We start from the raw sequence: 15,798 nt of genomic DNA, 5'->3' as shown, positions 1-15,798 counted from the left end.
GCTCTTTTTAGATTCAAACTCAAAACTACTTTTTAGTAATTTGTACGTTACTTTCAAGGCCAATGCCGTTGTCTGTAATGTCTGTGGCAAAATAAACACCCACAGGTTGGTCGCGTAGCGAATCAAGCTCAGCCATTTCTTCATTCGTTAATTGACCCGTTGATGCAATCGTATCAAGTAAAGGTAATAAGATTTTTTGTACGTCGAATGCCATGTTCACAAAGCCATTTTTAGTGACACTTTGCGACTCTAAAGTCTCGGCAATCTGCGCTGACTTATCACCGGTGAAAATCACAATATGATTGCCTTTAAGGGCCATTTTAATATCAAAGTTAAGTGGCACAGGCGATGGAATGTATTCATTGATCAGTACTGCATCACCATTGGCTGGTAGTTTTATGTCAGCAAGCGGCGGTACAAAACCTTGTGCAATTGAATACAAGCCATGGGCGTCGGTCGCAGATAGGGTAACGATGGCATCAAGTTTCTCTATTTGTGGGCCATTGTAGTCATCGATAGTAAATACAGCATCTTGAACGCTGACACTCATGCCTTGTACGCCATTTGCAAAGCCCGACATCATAGCAAGGCCAGCGGTACTCACTTCTTGCATTTCATTTTGTAGTGCGACGATAGGACCACAGTTAAACTCAGCTGACTTAATTGCACCAGTTAGTGTATTGGCCAGTGGCAGGACTTTTGCTACATCAATACCATAAGCAACACTCATCATTTGCCCGTCAAGCCCAGTGGTATGTTTTGGCACAAAACCACGCACGGCTTGAAGCGTATTTAGTAAGTCTTGATCTGTGCTTTGCAGTACTGCTTTTACGTCAAAGTCGGCGTAGTCGGCAGTAATACGGGTTTTTGTTGTGCCTGATACTGTTGCAGGCCATTTAGCGGCAATGGCAGCAATATCATCTTGACACTCAGGTGTTGAAATCGCTGCTAATGCGTTTGATTGCTGGGCTTTATCAAGTAGCTCTTTGAGCATCTGGTGTAAGCGAGAGTCTTCTTTGCCAGTTACAGCATTGGCGATACGTTGATGATCAACAAAGCCAACCGAGTTGCCATCAAGCGAAAAAGTTTTAATAAGCTCAGGTAGTTTTTTAGTTTCAGCCAGTGATTGAGCCGGTTTTTCTACGCCAAGGGCAATACGTAAATCTTGATCATTAGAAAGTGCAGTGGTTAGCGTGATGGTAGCCCAATTGTTATGAGTTGATGCAATTAGGTTAAAGTTATCTAAGCCTTCAAGCTCAATGGCAAAGCGTGTGTAGCTTACGCCTTCAAGGCTTTCAGTTGTATAAGCAATACCGGCTTCATCAGCAGATTGCTTAATGCTATTGATAATGCTGCTTTGATCAGCGACCTGAAAACGCACAATCGGCATTAAACCTTGCGCATACATCATGCCTTTGTAGTCATCACCAAAGCCCCAAATCGATTTGAAGGCATCGTAAGAGCTCAGTGATTGTTGGTATTTTTCCATCAGTGATGCAAGGAATAGGGCATTCTTATCATCAACAGTTTTAAGCTCAGCAATGATGGGCGTTAAATCGCTCGTGCCTTTCATTGCATCTGGCATAAGCGCAAAGTATTTGCTGTACGGAAACGGTTTAAGTTGACCATAAAAAACCGCCGTGTCGGCAGGTACGTATGCAAGCTCAGGTAAATCTACATCAACACTGGCTTTATTTTGTGAGTACAACAACGCACCTGCAACAATCGCAATTGCGCCCCCAGCAAGAAGCTTATTATTCATAGGATGAATTCCTTTTTCTTTAATTAGTTAAAAAACATACCATGAAATAGAAACAAATTACTAGCAGGCTAACGACTAAAACTGATAGCTCACGCTTATTTGCGGGCCGTGGGTAAATGTATCATAACTAAAGAAGTTTTTATTTCCGCGTTGGCCGGTTTGGTAATCTACATACGTGGTTTTATAGCTCATACCCAGATCCCAATGCGGGTTTATTTGATACACCGCACCTAATTTAAAGCTGCCAGTCAATTTAGCATTTAAGTTAAAGCCACCGAGATCTCCAGCAGTTGTTAGTTGCCAATGTTCGCTTAATTGTTTGTTAAAGTGAAAGCCAAAAATGAGGTCAATCCAATCTTCATCTCTGTCGACCACTGACACTTGTGACATAAAGTTAGGATCAAGATCGAATTCGTAGGTGTTATCCCAGCGACGAATACCCACATAGTTAACCCAATCACCCATCGAAGGACTAGAAAAACGGTACGCAACACTTAATTCGAGCACGGCTTGGCGCACCCGGGCACTGAGCACGCCAAGTTTTGGGGCGTTATGAGATTTACTTAAATCCATATAGCCCCAGTCAGCAATAAAACCCCAGTTTGATTGATGATATCCCTCAAGATGGAGCATAAATGCGCTGTCGAGGTTGTTTAAAATGGTATCAAATTCGACTTCAAGGGGGGCTTCTATAGTGCCGATTGCCGAGCTGCCATCAATCGCAGTGGCCATTAAATAAGGCTCTACAGAAAATTGCCATTGGTCGGCATAAACGGTTGGTGAGGCGAATACTAAACTTAAAGATAAAAGCGTTAACACACGAGGTTGTTTTAAAGTGAGCATAATCAAATCCTTTTAAGTAAATCACAGTATTAACTATAGAAACGCTGGGCTTTTTTGCATTGATTTGATGATGAAATATTTTCGTTTTGTTATTCAATCAGTGAACAACTTAACGTTGAAATGGAGAAATTAGCATTGCTTTAAAAGCGGGGGATCATGTGGTGTTCGATCCAAGCATGAAGGTGTTTAGGTATTTACTAATTGTCGATAAATGTAAAACTGAGCAATATCTAAAAAGCCCGGCATTAATTACTAATGCCGGGCTTTTTACTCAACCTAAACAAAGTTCTAGGCTAAATCGGCTGCGCTTGGTAAAGACGCAAATGCACCATAACGGCTTACTGCAAAAGCGCCAGCTTTCGCTGCATAAGCAATGGTTTGTTCGATATTAGCTGGGGTTTGGCAAAACGCTTTAAAGCTTTGTTTGTTTTCACAGTGCTGACCAATCTTTGATAGCATGCCGCCAATAAACGCATCACCTGCGGCGGTGGTATCAACCACTTTCGTAGCTGGTGGGTTAACTTGGCCTTTAAAGTCTGCGTGGTAAAAGCTGATTGCTTCGCCGCCATTGGTAACTAGCAAACAGGTTACACCGGCCTTTAAAATGGCATCTATAGTATGCTCAAGTGGCATTGCTTGATGGCTTTTTTGATTTAAAAACTCAAGCTCTTCAAATGACAGTTTTACGATATCTGCCAATGAAATAACATGCCACATTCTATCGAGTGTATGGCGCATACTTGGCCATAGGTTTTCGCGCAAATTCATATCAAAACTACAGATTGCACCGGCTTTTTTCACCTGAGTTAAACCATAAATAGTGGTTTGATAAATGTTGTGCTCAGTCAAACTGTTGCTGCATACATGCATGATGGCGTGATTTGCAAACATTGCATGGTCAAAATCGTCCACGCGATACAGTAAATCGGCGGCTGGTGGGCGATAAAAACTAAACGAGCGTTCGCCACTGTCATCAAGTGATACAAACGCCAATGCTGTTTTTGCCGCATCGGTGAATGTACAGTACTGGGTGTTTACCGCATGCTGATCAAGCTCTTGTTTAATAAAGTGACCGAACATATCATCACCTAACATACCGCAAAAGCTGGTGTTTAGGCCTAGTTTTGCTGCTGCAACAGCCACATTAGCTGGTGCGCCACCTGCGTATTTGGTAAATGACTCTGGTTGTTTACCATCTGATAAAAAGTCGATTAATGCTTCGCCAAAACACACTAAACTCATTATGCATTCCTCAAGGTTAAGGTTCTTAATACTTCGTAGCAGGCACCCATAGTATGGTAGTCGGTTTTGCCTGCTGGCGATTTTTCGTCACTGTATGGTTGGTTTTGTGCTGATAAAATGCGATACCACGCACCATATTGGTGATCTACCATATGTTGCCAACTGTACTGCCAAATTTTTTCGTACCATTGCCAATAGCTTTCGTCATTTGTGGCATCAGCTAGTAGGGCAGCTGCGGCTAATGATTCGGCCTGCACCCAAAAGTACTTATCGCTATCACATATTTGTTTATCTGGTGCAAAGCCATAGAAAATGCCCCCATGTTGCTGATCCCATGCGATGCTCAAGGTTTCATCAAACAGGCTTTTAGCGCGTGTTACCAGCCAAGGTTCATCAATATGGCGGTTTAAAATAAGTAACAGTTTTGCCCACTCAGTTTGATGCCCTGGTTGAAATCCCCAAGGTCTAAATAAATGCTGCGGGTCATCTTTGTTGTAATCTAAATCGAGTTGCCAATTTTTAGAGTAGTGCTCCCACACCAACTGCTGGCTGTGGGCTGCCAGTTTTACGGTAAAAGTTTCGGCAAGCTGTTTAGCGCGTTTTAAATAACGGGTCTCGTTAGTTGCTTCAAAACACATGAGTAAGGCTTCGCATAAATGCATATTGGCATTTTGGCCGCGATAGTCATCTGCACAGCTAAAATCAGCATTTTGCTCATCTAAATAGGCATTATGCTGGGGTTCAAAGTAGTGCTGCTCTAATAAATTCCATACCTGTGAAATAGTTTTTTTGCAGTCGTTCACCCCTGCTTTTGAAGCAACTGCGTTTGCAAGCATTACAAAAGCAAGCCCGTAGCAATGATTGGTGTCGTCTAACACGGTTACTTTGCCGTTATCACCTTGCTCAATAAGCCAAGCATAACCACCAGATGCTTGTTTATGCGCATGTTCAAGGTGAGCTAAACCATGTTTAGTGAGGCTTAAATATTCTGGGTCTTTAAACTCTATGTACGCCATTGCATAGTTAAAAACAAAGCGGGTGCTCGAGACTAAATGGCGAGTGTGTTTATCGTAAATCGCGCCATTATTTTTAAAGAACTGATAAAAGCCAGCTAAGCCATGGGCTGAATGATCAACACAATGGGGGTGATAAAAAGCAAGGGTATCTTGGATATGCTGCTTAAGAAAATCAGGGCTTTTAAAGTTAACTGTGGCCATGGGTTATTAATAAATCTGTGTTCATCTTGCAACTATAGCAGGAAATAAAAATATTGGAACGTTCCTAGTAAATCTTTGTGCTATTTTTACTTCAATGTGTAGAATCAAAGGTAACTTGTTAACGGAGTGAAAACCACGTGAGTGAAATAAATACAAACCAATCGTTTGTCGCCGATGGTTCGCAGCAAAATAAAAACTACCTGCTACCACTGACAGCAATGACAACCCTGTTCTTTTTATGGGGTTTCATTACAGTTTTAAATGACGTGTTGATCCCGCGCTTAAAAGGGGTATTCGATTTAACCTACACAGAGGCAATGCTGGTTCAGTTTTGTTTCTTTGGTGCTTATTTTATTGTATCGCTACCTGCGGGTATGTTGGTTAAAAAAATGGGCTATAAAAATGGCGTACTAACCGGCTTAGTCGTGGCATCAATTGGCTGTATGTTATTTTACCCAGCAGTTGTTGTGCATGAGTACTGGTTATTCTTAGGTGCGTTATTTGTTCTAGCAGCAGGTATTACCGTATTACAGGTATCTGCTAACCCGTATGTTGTGGCGTTAGGTCCTGAAAAAACGGCGTCGTCACGTTTAAATTTAGCACAAGCACTTAACTCACTAGGTACCACAGTTGGTCCATATGTGGGTGGTATTTTATTCTTTGGTACAGCAGGCACATTAGCTGCAAACGCAGCAACTGCAGAATCTGTAAAAGTGCCTTACCTTATGCTTGCAGCAGCACTACTGACCATTGCTGTAGTATTTGCCTTCTTTAAATTACCGGTGATTGCAGAGCATACAGAAGAGCAAGACTGTAAAGCGAAAGGCCACAGCCTTGCCGAAGCACCTCATTTAATGATGGGTGTTATAGGCATCTTCTGTTACGTAGGTGCTGAGGTTTCAATTGGTAGCTTCTTAGTAAACTATTTTGGTGAAGAACACATTGCTGGCCTTGAAGAGCATGCGGCTGCAAGCTTAATTGCTTATTATTGGGGTGGTGCAATGGTGGGTCGTTTCATTGGCTCTGCAGCACTACAAAAAATTGCGCCTTCAAAAGCGTTATTCTTTAATGCCATGATGGTTATTATATTGCTGTTAGTGACTATATTCACTGAAGGTGATGTGGCGCTTTACTCAGTACTTGCAATTGGTTTATTCAACTCAATTATGTTCCCGACTATTTTCTCTGTTGCTATTGAAGGTTTAGGCTCACTAACCAGTAAAGGTTCGGGTTGGTTATGTTTAGCAATCGTTGGTGGTGCCTTAGTACCATTAGTACAAGGTGTAGTTGCTGATACAGTAAACATCCAACAAAGCTTCTTTGTACCAGTGATTTGTTATGCATTTATCGCTTGGTATGGCTTAAATGTTGTACGTTTAGCTGATAGCTGGAAAAAACGCATCAGCTAAAATTACTATCAATAAAAACCCCGCACTGAGTTGCGGGGTTTTTTTGTGCCATTTTTTTGCTATACCGAAAAAAACTAGATGACAAAATGATTTAATGAATACGTATTCAGGGACGGTTTAAGTAACAATTTATAGGAACGTTCCAAAGGGTTTTTTGCTGCTTTTTTATTAATACGACTTAAGAAGTGAAATTGGCTGCCGTTAACAAAGTAATTGATTTTCAAAGAAAGCGTACTTTAATAAAAGGAACGTTTTTCTAGTTTTAGCTTAATTTTATAAGACAAAGAGCTTTAAATTTGTTAAATATAAATAGGCTAACAACGAAAAAAATAACAAACAGGTTTGTCATGCAAAGCACTCTTAAATTTACCACCAAGGTAACTGTGGCTGCATCACTGGTTTTAGTGATAGTGCTCGGTTTATTCACCATTAATAACTTCATCTCTATGCGCAGCCAAACGCAGGAGCAGCTTTCGCTTGTTCTTCAAGAGATTTCTCAGTCAGTGTCGCAAAACATAGCTAACTGGTTAAATGCTAAATTAGCCATTGTTTCGTCAGTTGCTGATACCTATCGACTTGGTGATAGCAAAGAGCTTACGCTTACGCAGCTGAACACAGCCGACAAAGCGGGGAGTTTTAAAAATACCTACATCGGTATCACGGATGGCACCTTTGTATTAAACGACCAATCTGTTGTCTTACCGCCAGACTACGATGCAACAACACGTCCGTGGTACAAGCTTGTTGAAAACAAAACAAACACTGCCTTTACTGCCCCTTATATTGACGTAACCACCAATGAACTGACTATTTCAGCTGTAGCGCCTATGCAAGCTAACGGTGTGTTTAGTGGGGTTGCAGGTGCCGACATCGACATGAAAACCATTACTAAAATCGTCAACGAAATTGACTTTTTAGGGTTTGGTTATGGCTTTTTGCTAGATAGTGAAGGCCGCATTTTAAGCCACCCAGAAACTAAATTTAACGACAAAAACATGAGTGACTTATTCGGTAAAAGCTTGTCGTTACAACCTGAGTTTGTTGAAGTACAGGTAGGTGGCTTAGACAAATTAGTATCGTTTACCAAAATCAAAGGAATTCAAAACGTTGATTGGTATTTAGGTGTGGTGATCAACGAAGAAATTGCTTACTCATCAGTTGCCTCATTTAGAAATATGGCGGCTATTTACATGCTAATGGGTATAGTTGCGATTGTATTAATGATGCAGTTTTTACTTCGCTATTTAATGCGCCCAATGCAACGCTTAAACGATGCAATTAAAGATATTGCGCAAGGTGAGGGGGATTTAACCCGCCGACTTGAGGTTGAAAATAATGACGAGTTTGGTGAGCTAAGCCATTACTTTAATGCGTTCATCGAGAAAATTCATACATCAATCGAGCAAGTTAAAAATACCACCGTTGAGCTTGAGCGCTTAGTTGAGAGTTTAGTTAATCAAACTCAAGGCACGCTCGACATGTATGCTGACCAAACAAAACGTACTGATAACGTGGCAACTGCAATCAATGAACTGACATCGAGTGCGGTAGAAATCTCAAATAGTGCAAGTAATGCGTCAACATTAGCAACCAGTGCTAACAGCCAATCATTACAAAGCCAATCTGCATTAGCTGACAACTTATCAGCTATTAATGCCTTGTCTCGCAATATGGAGCAGGCGCAAAAAACCATAAACAGTTTAGATGCGCACACTGTAAGCATCGGCCAAGTGCTTGAAGTGATCAAAGGTGTGAGTGAGCAAACTAACTTGCTAGCACTTAATGCAGCGATAGAGGCAGCCCGTGCAGGTGAAGCAGGTCGTGGTTTTGCGGTTGTAGCTGACGAAGTACGCCAACTTGCGCACCGTACACAACAATCAACTCAAGAAATCGAAGACACTATTTCTCAGTTACAACAAGGTTCTGCGTCTGCCGTTGAAGTTATGACGGCCAGTATTCGCGACAGTGAAAAGAGTGTTGAGCAAGCTCATGTAGCTGGCGATAAAATGGCAGAGGTAACCCGTGCCATTGAGTCAATTGATGAGGTGAACCACAGTGTTGCCAATGCCACGACTGAGCAAAATCAAGTGATTCAAAGTTTAGACAGTGACATACACTCAATTAGTGAGCTTTCAAATCAAGGTCAAAGTAATCTTAATAACACCTTGAATGAGTGCACTAAATTAAAAGCCCAGTTCTATGAGCTAGAACAATTGGTACTTAAATTTAAAGTTTAGTTGTTAAGAGACTGCAATTTTGGATCAAAATTGGCTTAATGCCATTACTTTAAACAGTGTCGACACGGCGGATAAACAGCGTCGTGCCTTCACGTTATTTGCCATGGCTTTTTTTGCCATCGTATTAATCACTTCGTTAGTGTTATCTAACTATCAAATTTACGCCTTACCGCTCACTATTATGTTAGTGGTGAGCGATATAACTATTGTGCTGTGCATGCTCTATTACTTTCGCACTGGTGCTTTAGTCTCTGTAAGCTGCATTATTTTATCGATCATTTTGCTGCTCTGTGTAGCTTTGGTATACACCGGCGGCAAAGAAAACACCGCTTTATATTGGCTTATGTTTTACCCTATTGTGGCTTATGTCACCTTAGGGTTAAAAGTGGGCAGTGTGTTGGTTGGGATTATGTATGCTAGTGCAGTTGCACTGCTGTTTAGCCCCAACTTTGGCCAAGCGCATTACGGGCAAGTTGAAACTTCACGCTTTTTAGCCTCTTTCACTATGGTGATTTTGTTTTCTGGGATCAGTGAATACTTTAGGCAAAAAAGCCATCAAAAAATTGCTGATATTACCTTAATAGAAAAACGCGATGCATTAACAGACCCACTAACAGGCCTTGCCAATCGTCGTTACATATATGAGCATATTCAGCCGCGCCTTGAAGCTGAAGCGGCTAATTATTTACCTATGTCGGTATTATTAATTGATTTAGATAACTTTAAATCACTTAACGATACTTATGGTCATGACTTTGGCGATCAGGCATTAATAGCCTTTACCTCTATGCTGCACGATAAATTACGTGGCACAGATATAAAAGCACGCTATGGCGGCGAAGAGTTTATTATTTTGCTGCCAAAAGCCGGGCTTAATATTGCCCATGCCGTGGCTGAAAAACTGCGTAGTTATGTCGCCGAAAAACAGATCCCTTATGATGTGGGGCAGTCTGTGACTATTACCTGTAGTATTGGCATTGCTAGCCTTGAACGAGGCAGCCAATTTAGTAAAGCGATTAAACAAGCTGACGACAACCTCTATAAAGCCAAAGCTAAAGGGCGTAATGTAGTGGTCTCTGATTTAACTGAGATAAGCTAAATGGCAAAGCTAATTTATGTATACGACCCAATGTGTAGTTGGTGCTGGGGCTACAGAGAAACCTGGTTAAAACTAAAAACTGCCCTTGGTGATAAACTTGCTATTGAATATAAAGTGGGTGGCCTTGCGCCTGATTCAGATGAGCCAATGCCTAAAGAGATGCAGCAGTTTTTACAGCAAACATGGCAGCGTATAGAACAGCAACTTGGCACCCCATTTAATCATGAGTTTTGGCAGACCGCGCAACCACGCCGCTCTACTTATCCTGCATGCCGTGCTGTGCTTGTTGCAAGGCAACACAATAAAGAATGTGAAATGCTTTACGCCATTCAAAAAGCCTACTACTTAGATGCACAAAATCCATCTGACATCAACACTCTTGCAAGCCTTGCTGAGCAAATAGGGTTAGAAAAAAACGCATTCATTAACGAAATTGAAAGTGAAAAAATAAATTCATTACTTTTGGCCGAAATAAACCAAGCCAGAAGCTTACCTATTCAAGGATTTCCATCTTTAGTCCTTGAAAATAAAGGGCTCTACGCTGCTATTCCTGTTAATTATCAAGACTGGCAAAGCACATATCAGCAAATAACATCCCATATTTAGTTCCCGAAACCCTGCAACTTTTGCCTTATCTTTGCGCAATATAAACTAATTGTTACAGCTGTCATATTTTTGTATTTTTTGCGCAACATGCTTGTCATTTTTCATCGTTATCCTTTCGCACAATAAAACAACCCAACTAGCAAATTAAGCTAACTTAACGAGTAAAGGTGTATGCGATGAAAGGCGTTAAACCACTGATTTTAGCAGGTATTGTAGCGGCATCTGCAGCAGTACATGCAAACGATCTAGATAAAGTAATTGATAAAAGCAGCGAGATAAACAAATCTGCAGCGCAATCACAAACTAAAATCGACAAGATTGCAGATTCAATGCAAGGTCGTTTACAACAATTCAAAGCCCTTAATAAAGAAATTGATGGCTTAACTGTTTATAACGCGCAACTTACTAAGCAATTAAACAACCAAATTGCTGAAATGGACGCGTTAAACGAGTCAATGGATCAGGTATCGGTTATCGAGCGTCAAATTACGCCGTTAATGATGCGTATGATCACAGGCCTTGAGCAATTCGTTGCACTAGACGTGCCTTTCTTAACTGAAGAACGTAGCAAGCGTATTGCATCATTAAAAGAAATGATGGACCGCGCAGACATCACTTCTAGTGAAAAATTCCGCCGCTTACTTGAAGCTTACCAAGTAGAAGTTGATTACGGTCGCACTATCGAAGCGTACACATCATTACTGAATGTAGATGGCCAAGAGCGCGAAGTGGATTTCTTACGTATCGGTCGTTTAGAACTTATTTATTTAACACGCGACGGCAAAAAAGCAGGTAGCTGGGATAAAGAAACAAAATCGTTTGTTGAATTACCAGATTCTGCAATCAGCCAAATCAACAAAGGTTTACGCATTGCACGTAAGCAACTTGCCCCAGATATGTTAACACTGCCAGTCCACGCTGCTGAATAAGAGGTTTGAGATGAAATTATTAACGAAAATGACAAAAATGGCCGTGTTTGCAGCTGGCCTTGGTTTTGCTGGTAGCAGCCTAGCGGCTGAGCCAATGGATTTAGACTCATTACTAAAAACATTAGAGCAAGGTAAAGCACAGCAAAGCGCTGAAAATAAACAACGTGAACAAGAGTTCATGGCGCGTCAAAACGAGCAAGTACAAATGCTTAAAGATACACAAGCAAAACGTACAGCAATGCTAAACGAATCAGAGCGTTTAGAAACTCAGTTTGAAGAAAACGAAGTAAAGCTTGCTAACTTAACAGACACACTTTCAAACCGTATGGGTTCACTTAAAGAGCTATTCGGTGTGTTACAACAAGTAGCGGGCGATTCAAGCAATAAATTCATGACGTCAGTTGTTTCTGCAGAGCTTCCTGGTCGTAGTAACTTCATGGATGAGCTAGCACAAAAAATGGGTTCAACGTCAAAGCTTGCTTCTATCGATGATATCGAAAAAGTATGGTTTGAATTACAACGCGAAATGACTGAGCAAGGTAAAGTATCTCGCTTTACAACCGATGTAATCGTTGAAGGTGGCAGCAAAGCACAAAAAGAAGTGGTGCGTGTTGGTGCATTTAACTTAATCGCAGATGGTAAATATCTTGAGTACACACCGGCTACAAATACAATCAGCCAGCTTACGCGTCAGCCAAGCAGCCGTTACACAGCAACTGCAGCTGATTTACAACAAGCAAACTCAGGTGTTGTACCGTTCGCACTTGACCCAACAGGTGGTTCAATCTTAGGTCTTTTAGTACAAGCACCAGATACTGAAGAGCAAGTTCACCAAGGTGGTACGGTTGGTTACATCATCTTAGGTGTCGGCTTAATCGCTTTACTAATTGCACTTGAGCGTTTTGTATCTCTGATGATTATGGGTAGCAAAATCCGTCGTCAGCTTAAAGACACAGTGGCACGTGATGACAACCCGCTTGGTCGCGTAATGAAAGTGAAAGACCAGTACCCAGATGTAGCGTACGACACGCTTGAGCTTAAATTAAGTGAAGCTATCATTCGTGAAATGCCAAAAATTACTCGTAACCTGACGCTAATTAAGATTATCTCTGTAGTAGCACCACTACTTGGTCTACTAGGTACGGTAACCGGTATGATTAACACCTTCCAAGCAATTACCTTGTTCGGTACAGGTGACCCTAAACTAATGGCGGGTGGTATTTCTCAGGCACTTGTAACAACGGTACTTGGTCTGGTTGTGGCTATCCCAACAGTATTCTTATACACACTTCTTAACACGCGTTCTAAAAATATGCTGTTGATTTTACAAGAGCAAAGCGCAGGTATCATCGCAGAGCGAAGCGAGAAAGGAGCATAAATCATGGTGCTATTGATTGATGCAATCAATGCTCTACGTGATTTCCTCGACACAGGTGGCCAAGTTCTCTTGGTCATCGGGGTCCTCATCTTCGCGATGTGGTTATTGATACTTGAGCGTTTTATGTACTTTTTTGGTGGCTTTAAACGCTACAAGAAAGACGTAAAAAGCACTTGGAGCAATAGAGCAGAGCGTAACAGCTGGAACGCAGAGCAAATTCGCCAAGCGATGATTTCACGCGCTGGCATGCAACTAAATAATAACCTTGCGCTAATCAACGTAATGGTTGCGTTATGTCCACTTTTAGGTCTGTTAGGTACCGTAACCGGCATGATCGAAGTATTTGATGTAATGGCAATTACAGGCACAGGCAGTGCACGTTCGATGGCATCAGGGGTGTCTAAAGCCACTATCCCAACAATGGCCGGTATGGTGGGGGCACTTTCAGGGGTTTTCGCATCAACGTTCTTACAACGTCGTGCAAAACGCGAAGTGCAATTACTTGAAGACAACATGGTCTTAGACCACTAAACGAATTTTAGGGTGATGTAAGCATCACCCACTAGGAGACTAACAATGAGAGCGCCACTAGGTAATTTATTTCAAGAAGACGACGCTGAAGAAATCAACATGACGCCAATGCTAGACGTTGTTTTCATCATGCTTATCTTCTTTATCGTAACAGCATCATTCGTAAAAGAAGCCGGTATTGATGTAAACCGCCCTGAAGCGGCAACGGCAGTGAAAAAAGAGCGTGCCAACATCTTAGTTGCTATTTCTGACAAAGGTGAAATTTGGATCAACAAACGCCAAGTAGATGTTCGTGCAGTACAAGCAAATATCGAGCGCTTAAAAGCTGAAAATCCACAAGGTAGCGTGGTTATTCAAGCTGATAAAAAAGCCACAACCGATGTACTTATTAAAGTAATGGATGCATCGCGTGCTGCAGGCGCATTTGATGTGTCGATTGCTGCGCAAGAAGCATCATAAGGAATGTGAGCGATGCGTTATATAGTTGCATTAATCATCGCTGGTATCGTGACTGTTATGCTGTTTTTAGGCATGCAGGCACTGATCACCGGTGGTGAAGGGGCCATGTCTGAGCCCGTAAAAGGAAACGTACTTGATTTTGTTCGTCTGAAAAAAGAAGAGACAGTGCAAAAGAAAGAACGTAAACCGCAAAAGCCACCAACGCCAAAAGAGCCACCTCCGCCAATGGAATCACCGCAAATGCAAAACAGTGATCCTAACGCGAGCAATGCCAACTTTGACTTTGGTGCCAGTGTTGAAGCCGACGTTAACTTAGCTGGCGGCTTAGCCCTTGAATCAAGCGACGGTGAATACTTACCGATTGTAAAAGTAGCGCCTGTTTATCCGCGCCGAGCTTTATCGCGTGGGATCGAAGGCTATGTGATTGTTGAGTTTACAGTAACCAGGCAAGGCACAGTACGTGACCCGAAAGTTATTAAAGCTGAACCAGAGTCATTGTTTGACCGCGCTGCGATGGATGCAGCACTTAAATTTAAATATAAACCGCGCGTTGTTAACGGTGAAGCTGTTGAAGTAGCGGGCGTACAGAACAAAATTTCTTTCCAAATTAACGGTTAGAAAAGAGGAATGCGATTATGAAACCTTTAAAAGTTGCCGTGATTTGCGCGGCTGCTTTCACAAGCAGCCTTGTAGTCCCAAGCGTTGTTAGCATGTTACCAGGTGTCACACTGGCAACGGCTTACGCACAAGAACAAAAAACTAAACGAGTACCTGCACTGCGCGAAAAAGTGTATAGCCAATTAGCACGAGCACAAAAGCTGGCTGATGATGGTGATGCAAAAGCAGGGCTAGAAGCTCTTGATAGTATTCAAGAGCGCTCTTCGAGCATGAACTCGTATGAAATTGCCATGATGCATAATTTCTATGGTTTTATTTACTACAACGAAAACGACCTTGATAAAGCAATTGCGTCGTTTGAAAAAGTAGTAAACGAAGATGCGATTCCTGAAACATTACGTGTAAGCACCACCTTTAGCTTAGCGCAACTTGCCATGGCTAATAGCGATTACGAAAAGGTAATCAAATATTTAGCACAGTGGGATGTGATTAACGACAAGCCTAAAACAGATGCTTATTATGTATTGAAATCTCAAGCGTATTATCAGCTTAAAGATTACCAAAAAGGCATTGACAACATTAACTTAGCTATCGCACAAGCCGACAGCAAAGGTGAGATGCCGAAAGAAAACTGGTTAATCTTACAACGTGCAATGTACTACTCACTTAATCAGTCTGACAAAGTGGTCGAGGTACTTGAGCGTTTAGTTAAGCTTTACAACAAGCCAGAGTACTGGGTTCAGTTAGGTGGCATGTACGGTGAAACGGGAGCAGAGAAAAAGCAATTAGCGATTTTAGAAGCGGCATACCAACAAGGTTTCATGAAATCTAAATCAGATTTACGTCAATTATCACAAGTGTATTTATACAACGGCCTGGCTTTTAAAGCGGCGAACGTGATGAGTAAAGCTATGCAAGACGGTGTCGCTGAAAAATCAGCGAAAAACTATGCCTTTGTTGCAGAAGCAATGGTACAAGCAAAAGAAGCTGAAAAGTCACTTGCTTACTTTGCAAAAGCCGCTGATTTAGTAACGCATGGTCAGTACGAACAACGTATTGCAGAGGTAAGCATTAACCTTGAAAAATACGAAGAAGCAGCGGATGCAGCACGTAAAGCCCTTGATAAAGGCGGCTTAGAGTTTGAATCAAATGTATATGTTGCCTTAGGTATGGCGCAGTACAATTTACAAAACTTTGATGCCTCGATTTTAGCGTTTGAGCAAGCGGAAAAACACAAAAAGTCGCAGCGTTTAGCTGAGCAATGGATCAAGTATGTGAAGCGTGAAAAAGTGCACGCCGAAACATTACGTACCGCTTTACTCTAAATCGTATTCAACAGGTAAGCGTACAAAAAAACTAATTTATAATCGCAACACCAAAGCTGCCTTCGGGCGGCTTTTTTCCGTTTCTAAAATTAACTAACTTACTCTTTTTTATATAATTAATATTGTCATTTTATGTTTATTAA

14 protein-coding genes are annotated in these 15,798 nt (G+C 41.6%); 10 read left to right on the top strand and 4 right to left on the bottom strand.

Annotated features, from left to right (window positions below; translation table 11 throughout):
- Window positions 1–25: 25 nt before the first annotated feature.
- The 4 genes from HUS62_RS18285 to HUS62_RS18270 all read right to left on the bottom strand — a co-directional run bounded on the left by HUS62_RS18285 (window position 26) and on the right by HUS62_RS18270 (window position 5,064).
- Complete coding sequence (locus tag HUS62_RS18285) at window positions 26–1,762, bottom strand: hypothetical protein (protein WP_175080710.1); 1,737 nt, start codon at window positions 1,760–1,762, stop codon at window positions 26–28.
- Window positions 1,763–1,837: 75 nt separating this feature from the next.
- Window positions 1,838–2,605, bottom strand: coding sequence for a hypothetical protein (locus HUS62_RS18280; RefSeq protein ID WP_175080709.1), 768 nt, complete (start codon window positions 2,603–2,605; stop codon window positions 1,838–1,840).
- A 288-nt stretch (window positions 2,606–2,893) separates the two neighbouring features.
- Window positions 2,894–3,847 carry a carbohydrate kinase gene (locus HUS62_RS18275; protein ID WP_175080708.1) on the bottom strand — a complete coding sequence of 318 codons (954 nt, stop codon included), beginning with the start codon at window positions 3,845–3,847 and terminating at the stop codon, window positions 2,894–2,896.
- Window positions 3,847–5,064: an AGE family epimerase/isomerase gene (locus HUS62_RS18270; RefSeq protein WP_175080707.1), complete on the bottom strand. Its 1,218-nt coding sequence runs from the start codon at window positions 5,062–5,064 to the stop codon at window positions 3,847–3,849. The genes HUS62_RS18275 and HUS62_RS18270 overlap by 1 nt, the downstream gene beginning before the upstream one ends.
- A 137-nt stretch (window positions 5,065–5,201) precedes the next feature.
- Here HUS62_RS18270 and fucP point away from each other — a divergent pair, with 137 nt between their 5' ends.
- From fucP to HUS62_RS18220, 10 genes are all read left to right on the top strand, one after another.
- Entirely contained in the window at window positions 5,202–6,473 is a 1,272-nt protein-coding gene (gene fucP / locus HUS62_RS18265) for an L-fucose:H+ symporter permease (RefSeq protein ID WP_175080706.1), read from the top strand.
- Between the two features lie 347 nt (window positions 6,474–6,820).
- Complete coding sequence (locus tag HUS62_RS18260; protein ID WP_175080705.1) at window positions 6,821–8,710, top strand: methyl-accepting chemotaxis protein; 1,890 nt, start codon at window positions 6,821–6,823, stop codon at window positions 8,708–8,710.
- Between the two features lie 19 nt (window positions 8,711–8,729).
- Window positions 8,730–9,809 (top strand): diguanylate cyclase, encoded by a 1,080-nt coding sequence (locus tag HUS62_RS18255; protein ID WP_235575516.1) that lies wholly within the window; start codon window positions 8,730–8,732, stop codon window positions 9,807–9,809.
- Window positions 9,810–10,415 carry a DsbA family protein gene (locus HUS62_RS18250; protein WP_175080704.1) on the top strand — a complete coding sequence of 202 codons (606 nt, stop codon included), beginning with the start codon at window positions 9,810–9,812 and terminating at the stop codon, window positions 10,413–10,415. It begins immediately after the preceding gene.
- Window positions 10,416–10,591: 176 nt separating this feature from the next.
- Window positions 10,592–11,344: a DUF3450 domain-containing protein gene (locus HUS62_RS18245; protein WP_054552068.1), complete on the top strand. Its 753-nt coding sequence runs from the start codon at window positions 10,592–10,594 to the stop codon at window positions 11,342–11,344.
- A gap of 10 nt (window positions 11,345–11,354) precedes the next feature.
- Window positions 11,355–12,722, top strand: coding sequence for a MotA/TolQ/ExbB proton channel family protein (locus tag HUS62_RS18240; RefSeq protein ID WP_054552069.1), 1,368 nt, complete (start codon window positions 11,355–11,357; stop codon window positions 12,720–12,722).
- A 3-nt stretch (window positions 12,723–12,725) separates the two neighbouring features.
- On the top strand, window positions 12,726–13,253 hold the full coding sequence (locus HUS62_RS18235; protein WP_054552070.1) for a MotA/TolQ/ExbB proton channel family protein: 528 nt from the start codon (window positions 12,726–12,728) through the stop codon (window positions 13,251–13,253).
- A 45-nt stretch (window positions 13,254–13,298) separates the two neighbouring features.
- Window positions 13,299–13,712, top strand: a complete 414-nt coding sequence (locus HUS62_RS18230; RefSeq protein ID WP_036971869.1) for a biopolymer transporter ExbD — start codon at window positions 13,299–13,301, stop codon at window positions 13,710–13,712.
- A 12-nt stretch (window positions 13,713–13,724) separates the two neighbouring features.
- Window positions 13,725–14,330, top strand: coding sequence for an energy transducer TonB (locus tag HUS62_RS18225; RefSeq protein ID WP_175080703.1), 606 nt, complete (start codon window positions 13,725–13,727; stop codon window positions 14,328–14,330).
- Between the two features lie 17 nt (window positions 14,331–14,347).
- Entirely contained in the window at window positions 14,348–15,655 is a 1,308-nt protein-coding gene (locus HUS62_RS18220; RefSeq protein WP_175080702.1) for a lipopolysaccharide assembly protein LapB, read from the top strand.
- Window positions 15,656–15,798 lie beyond the last annotated feature (143 nt).

The sequence above is a fragment of the Pseudoalteromonas sp. 0303 genome, from assembly GCF_013349995.1.
In the GTDB taxonomy this organism is placed as follows: Bacteria; Pseudomonadota; Gammaproteobacteria; order Enterobacterales; family Alteromonadaceae; genus Pseudoalteromonas.
Note: the sequence above shows the minus strand (reverse complement) of the source record. Positions and strands in the feature narration are given on the sequence as shown.